The organism is Seinonella peptonophila (assembly GCF_900129355.1).
In the GTDB taxonomy this organism is placed as follows: domain Bacteria; phylum Bacillota; class Bacilli; order Thermoactinomycetales; family Thermoactinomycetaceae; genus Seinonella; species Seinonella peptonophila.
This window is the reverse complement of record NZ_FQVL01000012.1, coordinates 83,828-91,245: the sequence shown is the minus strand read 5'-3', so window position 1 is coordinate 91,245 and position 7,418 is coordinate 83,828. Positions and strand designations below refer to the sequence as shown.

Genomic DNA, 7,418 nt, shown 5'->3' with positions numbered 1-7,418 from the left:
TCGATTAATGAATAAGTGGATGGACATTTCCACTCGAAAAGCACCTTGGAACCGCTAACCCTTTGGGTTTAGCGATTAATTATGCAACAACCTCTAGATAAAAATAAAAACAAATATATCTTTACCATATTCTTTCGATTGAGAAACTCTTTATGAAATTTCTTCCAATCAGAAACTGTAAAATGAAAGTTTAACTTCATGTCTACCTCTCCTAGCAAGCTATAGGATCCAATCACAAAAAAAGAGTTATCTATTACGAATCAAAAATCAATGATTTTTAATATCATCGCCTCCCTTTTTAGCGTTTGATAAATTCCAAAGAGTATATAAGGAATTGCAAATAAAAATATATCATATGTAAACACTGATGTTAGTGCAAAATCAATAACTCATGCATATTAAATTAAACAGAGTATAATGGTAAAGATAATTACCCGTTTTAAATATGTAAACTACTTGCTAACAATTAATGGAAGAAGTGTTCCGCAAGGAACCAATAACAAGATATTTCCGACGAAGTTGATTACTGTAAAAGTGAAGGATCCTTAAAATGTAAGTACATCTCATGAAACAGAAAAAAATTACTTCTGGGGTTCTACAGATAAAACGCAATTATTATACACTAAGCAAATCGCAACCTAAAAAGTCGAATTCCTGTACATTAAGGAACCGACTCTGTACACATTTTATCAAGAAACAGTAGGCCCGGTTTCTTATAGATTGCTAATGTGCACAGTCCGGGCCTGAATGCCTACAACTTTTTTAAGGGAGGATGTTGAGACTCCTCACGCTTAAAAGCGTGGGATTCTTGGGTAGTTTGCGCACTCCATTCATTTCTGCTTCGTGCAACTCCCAAGCTAGGGGCTGTCCCATCAGCCCATCCCATGCAGTTCTACAACTTCTGTTGCATGTATCTACATGGGCGGCGTACCTGTTACCAGTACGCTAGTTTCGGTTCCATCACTCACTCTTATGGTTTTACCAAGCGGGAGAGATGGGTTCGTCACTTGAACCTCATACCATCACGTACACAGGAACAAAACCTGCTACAAGCAGGATGAGCACCGCTCGTGTGTTCGATTATACAAAAAATGGTTGCTCGGTAAGATAGGATTTCTTTATTGCTTTTTGCATTAGAGGCTATTTCTCAAGGGATTCTTGTACTTGGTTCAACTTAGCTAACATGTTGTCTTTAGTTGCATTATTTGTTTGATCATCCGTGATAACACGTACTCTCACACTTTGTAAAGTATGTCTTGCATCCGTTTCTTCTGCCTCTTTAAGTATTCTCCGTATCTTCCTTTTACGCATTGTATCATCCCCAGGTAAAAAAGAGTTTTTCTAGCTGTGATTATAATTGTTTGACAAGAAATTTGGTAATTAATTCGCAAACCTTAAAGGATAATGAACAATGAATGGTCTACAGTCAGGCTTTGATTACAGTCATTCTAATTACAGGACAAATAAACTGTTTATTCCGATGATTATACAGAGATGGAATCGACCCTCATCACCCAAAAAAACACTCCACAGCAACCGCAACAATGAAAAAACTATTCTCTTCCATTCATCACAAAGTAACAGACAAATAAAAAAGACAATCCGCACATATGAGTTAAATCGTTTATCATTGAACCGATAGATCGATTTGCCAGCATATTTTTGGCGAGATTGTGGATTACCTGCCCCTATCTTCTGGTTTCTCTTTAGCTTGGGACTTCAAAACTGGGTCAAACTTATTTTCTCTGTCTTCACCTTTTAGTAAATGTGCTTGCTGTTCCATCTGTGGAGGTTCACTATCCTTCGTAGATAAATATTCCTGTTTATCTGTGTCTGGTTCGGAATCTTCCATGTTTCGTAGCGCCTCATCTATTTCTTTTCTTTCCTCATTAACTAGTTTTTGTTCTTCTGGAGTTAACTCAGCCCAAGTAGGGGCGCCTGGTGCTCCTACTAAATGTCTTCCAACGCGAGAGTTTCTGTCAACTGGTTGATTGATTTTATCTTCAGACAATCCAATCCCTCCTCACATAATCAATAGAAATTATAATAATATTTATACTATATAACATAATTGCTTCAATAAAGAGTAGCAGTTCGGTTTTTACCTGTCAAGATAACGAGAGATACACTTTTTAAAATTTATTTTGATGATGAGAAGCGCTATTTCAACGCCACTCATGATCTATAATCAATCAAAAGAACAGAATTTGCGCCATAAAGAGGTTGTTGCATCATAACGCGGAGAGATCAGTCATGGTGTATGGATGCGGTTCCGAGTCGGGATACGTAGCCATACACGATTCCTTTTTTTATACATGACATTACTTTATGTCGAAAATCATCGTACATCCGCTCGCTCATAAACTTTTTTACATATGGATCGTGAATGATGCAACACAATCTATTGATTATTGATAATATGTAGTGATTAATGATACGATTTCTAATATAAATATAATTATGTTTCAGAGAAAAGAGGTGGCTACCAATATCTGATCAAGATAAAATTCCCTCTATAATTCCGGATGATGTTAGATCATTTATAGCAAAGCATCTTGATCCCAATAAAAGGAATTATCTATTCGTAGGTGGGATTCAAGGAGTCGGAAAATCAACTACCATTCCATTAATCAGTCACGCTTTTCCCCATATTTTCCCGCCAGCAAACAAACTCAATCCTGATGATAAATCTAGTTTGATCGATGGAACTTATACAAGTTTTCAAGCAAGGCGTTTGATTACAATTCTTAGAAATATATGGGATAACGACTCGTTTATTTGGGAAGTACATCCAAAATTAAATATAAAAGATTTGGTGCTCGAAGCAAACAAACGTGGGAAAACAGGATTCATTTGGCTTTTAGTAGATGATATTAAAATTGCCAAAGAACGCGTAATCAATAGAGGAGAATTTTTGTCTATAAAGCCTGACGAAATTATTCCATTAATGGATATTAGAGCAGATCTAGAATGGCATCGTTTCCCTAAAATCTCTTCATTCAGACCCTTAGATTGGGCATTAGTGATTAATACTTCCAAGAAAATGGAAGTGGTTGCAGAATTCCAACATGGGAAATGTACATTTCTTCGTGAAGGACTATCTGAAACACTAAAGGAACGAATTATTCCATCAAAACCTCGAAAAAGCCCAGTAAAAGCAGCTCTAGATAATGGAGTATTTCGTTCAGAAAAAGACTATTATGGAATCGATGGCAAGAGGCGCCGTACTCCCAGACTTTTAAATGATGTACAAGGACTCATCATCCCTATGCCTCCAAACAAACATGAAAAACAAAGAAGTTGACCTCTTCCTGCGTATGGCTAAAAGTATGGTTATACTCGATGTAATTATTGCAGGACGCAATTATTTTAAATGTTCTTATAGTATCTTCTTAGATTCAGGGTCAATTGTCTATATAAACAATATATGACCATCTGCACGCAGCAAACTAGCACTGCCCTCTGAAAACATGCCAAACTGGATGGCTATCAGTGGGTGGTGCTGGTTGCTCCACTTTAGGAAACGTATCCGAAGGAGTTTGCTTCCATTTTCGCAGGCTCTCGATCTCTAGGTACTTGAGCTCAAGCTCCCAGAGATCGAAACTTCAAAGTGTTTGGTTGCTACACTGAGCTGGTGATATGACCTAGCCCAGTTGATGGCAGCTTCCAAACTAAATGAAAAAACATTACCGATCCAAAGGATTTAAAACGAGGAGACCTTGTTTTCTTCAAAATACTTATCGTTGTAATTGAAATAAGGAATTAGCCAGTAGGTATCTACACTGTAAACGGTAAGTTTATCCATGCTTCTTCTGTAAAAGGGCGAGTAATAGTTAGCGATCTCAACAACGGATATTGTAAACAGCATTATTATGGTGGAAAACGAATCACGAAGTAATTAGTAAGAAAAAGCTTATCCAATATCGATGGTTAAGCTTTTTTGTTGTGATTCATGAACTTTGATGGGAGATATTTAAGAAACTATTTTGAAACGAAATCGTTTTAGCATATAAATATAATAGAGTTGTTTACTAGATCTCGGAAAGTTCCAGAATTAGTTGCTTGAGTCTTAGCTTCAATCCAAGGCAATTATACCGGATTCAAATCTTTCGTACAGGTTGAGGAAACGAGTATCAAATCCAACTTTTAGATAATACATTAGCCATATTCAAAAATAGAAGGTCTTTTAGTATAAAAGGATGTTAGAATTTGGATTCTTATTATAGCTCATCTTGAATTTTTAAAGAGGAGATTCAGTGGTTATGGGATACCTATACTCATTTCAATGCAAGACCTGTCAAAGAAGCGCGAAGCCGGGTGAAGTGAGTATATTAGATAAAATATTAGCATTGACTAAAGGGAATTATTCATGTAGATGCTTTTTAATGGAACATTTGTCAAAATAATAATTTTAATGTGTGGATTATTAGGGACTTGTAATGTAACTTGTCCAACTTTCTTCACTCCGAAGGAAGGATGATAAATTTGTTTATTTCCGTTAAAAAGTTCCTGTACATCATATCGACTCCATTCTTCACGGAAAGTATCACTTGTTTCTAAAAGTTCTTTAATTAAACCACTAATCGATGAATCTCCAAGATAACGTGTACTATCAGCCCTAAATTGAGCAATGACTTGTTTTGCAGTTGGTCTCCAAGTAGGTCGATTTTTTATGTCTGTGTTATGGAAAAAGCGCCAAAGATAGTTATTCGTGTGTGGAGGAATTTTCTTAGAAAAATTAAACAACAGATCCGCAGCATGATTCCAAACTAATATATCCCATCTTCTGCCCAGTATGTATGCGGGTTGATCATGAAGTGTATGAATCCATTGAGCGAGAGTTGGTGTTATCTCATCTTCTATCAACATGAAATTTAAATCTACTGGCCGTTTTGCCAAAAGAAATAGATGTTGACGCTCAGCAACGTTTAGTAGTAGGGCATTTGCGATATTTTCTAACACCTCTTCTGAAGCTTGCATCTCTCGTCCTTGTTCGAGGGAGGTGTACCAAGAGGTACTGATGTTTGCTAGCTGAGCTACTTCTTCTCTACGAAGTCCAGGTGTACGTCTCCGAGTTCCTAAGGAAAGACCAACATCTGTGGGTTTTAATCGAGTTCGACGCATTTGCAGGAATTCTCCTAAATTTCTTCTACGAACTTTTTCATCCATTTCAATGCTCCATCCTTTTCCATTCGATCGCCTACCACTAATTATACTACGATAACCAACATGTGGTAGAAGATGTGCATCGATGAAATACTTGGGTTGTAGAGGACAATTGTAAGTTGGGAGAGGGAGATTCGAATGGGACGTTTATGGACAAGTTCATTTATCATATTGACCATCAGTATGCTTTTTTTATTCACCAGTGTTTGTTTATTAATTCCTACATTACCATTTTTTATTAAAAATCTAGGCGGTACGGAATCGCAAGTAGGTATAATAGTTGGGACATTTACCATTTCAGCAGTCATTTTTCGCCCTATCATTGGAGGATTTTTAGATCGTTATGGCAGAAAACCATTTATCGTTTTTGGATTGATCTTATTTTTGGTGTTGATGTGTTTTTACAATTGGGTTAGTGGATTGTGGATACTCATCTTATTACGTTTTCTGCATGGAATAGGTTGGGCTATATCTACTACCTCGATCGGAACAGCAGTAACAGATATTGTTCCTACCACTCGTAGAGGAGAGGGAATGGGGTGGTATGGTTTAGCGATGACAATATCGATGGCAGTAGGACCAATGCTGGGAATATGGTTATTACAGAAATACTCTTTTCATGGTTTATTTTCAGTTGCAATCTTTTTTTCAATCATTGCTTTGTTACTGGGTTTAATTTTGAAACTGCCAATTCAATTCCAACACAAAGCTCGGAGAATAGAACTTTTTGATAGCTCTATGTTTCCTGTTGGTCTAGCAATTGTTTTTTTAACAATTCCTTATGGAGGTATTACTGCTTTTTTACCGCTTTTTGTAGAATCAATAAAAGTAAATGCTGGAACATTCTTTTTGATGTACGCAGTTTCCCTTTCATTCATCCGACCTATTGCTGGGAAACTCACAGATCGTTATGACGAATCAGTAGTCATTAAACTCTCTGTTATAATCTCATCAATGGCATTACTCGTATTAAGTTTCTCCAGTGGTTTAGTTGGCGTTATTTTTTCAGCAATTTTATATGGTATTGGATTTGGTTCTGCACAACCAGCAATTCAAACCTATATGATTAATCTTGCTCGTCCAGATCGGAAAGGAATTGCCAATGCTTCTTATTTTACTTCTTTTGATTTAGGAATAGGATTGGGTGCGATTATACTTGGTTGGATTTACCCTTTTATTGGATACCAGTATTTGTTTATTGTTTGTGCTATTTCCATTATGATTTCTTATTTCATGTTGGTGATTATTTTAAGACGAACCAGAAAGATTACAAGTCATTATAACTACTTGAAAACAAACAACCCCAAAAACCTTAGTACCAAAGATCAGCAAATGTAGAATACTGTAAACACGTATGAATGAATCAGATAGCAGCAGAAGACTATCGTGCTCCCACTTCACTTGTTTACAACACATATCAATTAAGTATTAAGTAAAAACGAGAGACCTCTTTAAGCATCTATCTTTATGGATACGATACTTGATTGAGCCTAGTGAGATCGTTGAGATAGCTTTTAAAGCCAATAACCTTGGGCATTGGATGGAGAATGGCATGAGTATGATGATCAATTATCAAGGGATTACTACCAATTTACGATCGGTAACAAAAATCATCCAGACTAATAGAACTGCCTTGGAAAATGAAATGTAGTATGTTATAGGAGAATTTTATTTCTTCATAAAATCCCCTCAAAATGAGTAGTGTAACCATTGCTTTTTTACACTAGCTCAATTGAGGGGATTAATGTGCTAAAGCGATATTCAATGCTTATTCTTTAGGTCAATGATTGACTTTCAATAAATGTAGTGATTTGCCAAGTGATGCCAAATTTATCTTTCACTTGACCATAGGCAGGACTCCAGAAAGTTGCTTCCAACAGTTGGAGCACTTGACCTTCTTCTTGAAGACTTGCAAAGATCTGTTTTGTCTGTTCAACATCGTTGGTCGTAAGTGCAATGGTAACTTGTTCACCAATGGCAAGAGGTTGACCAGGGAACGAATCGGAAATCATAAAATCTGATTCTCCAATTTTGAGATGAGCATTTACGATAAAATCTTTTGCTTCTTCTGGAACAGTATAAGCCGGATTATCGGGCATCTCACCAAAAGTTTGCACTTGCAATACCTGAGCTTGAACGGCATGCTGATAAAATTCAACTGCTTCTTTTCCTCGACCTTGTGTGACGATATATGGGTGAATTCCTAGAATCATTTCTACACATCCTTTTCAGCTATAATTGGTTGATTTGAT

Annotated in this window: 7 protein-coding genes; 3 read left to right on the top strand and 4 right to left on the bottom strand. The window is 36.5% G+C overall.

Annotated features, from left to right (window positions below; genetic code table 11):
* Positions 1-1,140: 1,140 nt before the first annotated feature.
* Both BUB71_RS19745 and BUB71_RS15515 read right to left on the bottom strand, forming a co-directional pair.
* On the bottom strand, positions 1,141-1,311 hold the full coding sequence (locus BUB71_RS19745; RefSeq protein ID WP_175552397.1) for a hypothetical protein: 171 nt from the start codon (positions 1,309-1,311) through the stop codon (positions 1,141-1,143).
* A 367-nt stretch (positions 1,312-1,678) separates the two neighbouring features.
* Complete coding sequence (locus BUB71_RS15515; RefSeq protein WP_073156804.1) at positions 1,679-2,011, bottom strand: hypothetical protein; 333 nt, start codon at positions 2,009-2,011, stop codon at positions 1,679-1,681.
* A gap of 684 nt (positions 2,012-2,695) precedes the next feature.
* On the opposite strand from BUB71_RS15515, the gene BUB71_RS15510 reads away from it, so the two are divergent.
* Positions 2,696-3,304 (top strand): hypothetical protein, encoded by a 609-nt coding sequence (locus BUB71_RS15510; protein ID WP_073156800.1) that lies wholly within the window; start codon positions 2,696-2,698, stop codon positions 3,302-3,304.
* 471 nt (positions 3,305-3,775) lie between these two features.
* Entirely contained in the window at positions 3,776-3,898 is a 123-nt protein-coding gene (locus BUB71_RS20390) for a hypothetical protein (RefSeq protein WP_422785154.1), read from the top strand.
* Between the two features lie 455 nt (positions 3,899-4,353).
* On the opposite strand, the gene BUB71_RS15505 is transcribed toward BUB71_RS20390, so the two are convergent.
* The gene (locus BUB71_RS15505; protein ID WP_073156798.1) at positions 4,354-5,169 is read right to left on the bottom strand and encodes a helix-turn-helix transcriptional regulator; all 816 of its coding nucleotides are present in this window, start codon (positions 5,167-5,169) and stop codon (positions 4,354-4,356) included.
* 135 nt (positions 5,170-5,304) lie between these two features.
* Between BUB71_RS15505 and BUB71_RS15500 the strand changes: the two genes are divergently transcribed.
* A complete protein-coding gene (locus BUB71_RS15500; protein ID WP_073156793.1) occupies positions 5,305-6,504 on the top strand; it encodes an MFS transporter in 1,200 nt (399 codons plus the stop codon).
* A gap of 437 nt (positions 6,505-6,941) precedes the next feature.
* Here the strand turns inward: BUB71_RS15500 and BUB71_RS15495 are convergent, their stop codons facing one another.
* Complete coding sequence (locus BUB71_RS15495; protein WP_073156789.1) at positions 6,942-7,379, bottom strand: VOC family protein; 438 nt, start codon at positions 7,377-7,379, stop codon at positions 6,942-6,944.
* Between the last annotated feature and the right edge of the window lie 39 nt (positions 7,380-7,418).

What these genes read in the sequence shown, in the direction of transcription:
- BUB71_RS19745 (WP_175552397.1), bottom strand. Translation starts at nt 1,311, where the DNA reads ATGCGTAAAAGGAAGATACGGAGAATACTTAAAGAGGCAGAAGAAACG.
- BUB71_RS15505 (WP_073156798.1), bottom strand. Translation starts at nt 5,169, where the DNA reads ATGGATGAAAAAGTTCGTAGAAGAAATTTAGGAGAATTCCTGCAAATG.
- BUB71_RS15500 (WP_073156793.1), top strand. Translation starts at nt 5,305, where the DNA reads ATGGGACGTTTATGGACAAGTTCATTTATCATATTGACCATCAGTATG.
- BUB71_RS15495 (WP_073156789.1), bottom strand. Translation starts at nt 7,379, where the DNA reads ATGATTCTAGGAATTCACCCATATATCGTCACACAAGGTCGAGGAAAA.